Source organism: Streptomyces niger, assembly GCF_000718305.1.
Taxonomy (GTDB): Bacteria; Actinomycetota; Actinomycetes; order Streptomycetales; family Streptomycetaceae; genus Streptomyces; species Streptomyces niger.
In genome coordinates, this window is record NZ_JOFQ01000088.1 from 1 (window position 1) to 257 (window position 257).

Genomic DNA, 257 nt, shown 5'->3' on the forward strand with positions numbered 1-257 from the left:
CCCGTCCCCACCGGCGTCCCCGGCGAAATCCACGTCGCCGGCGGCGGCCTCGCCCGCGGCTACCTCCACCGCCCCGAACTCACCGCACAACGCTTCCCCGCCAACCCCTACGACACCCCCGGCACCCGCATGTACCGCTCCGGCGACATGGCCCGCTGGCGCCCCGACGGCACCCTCGAACACCTCGGCCGCGCCGACGACCAGGTCAAAATCCGCGGCTTCCGCATCGAACTCGGCGAGATCGAAACCACCCTCCT

The 257-nt window shown here is 72.4% G+C and carries 1 protein-coding gene; it reads left to right on the plus strand.

The features are described 5' to 3' along the window. Positions 1–257 (plus strand): AMP-binding protein (locus IF20_RS37020; protein ID WP_199896941.1); only part of this gene is annotated, 257 nt, incomplete at both ends.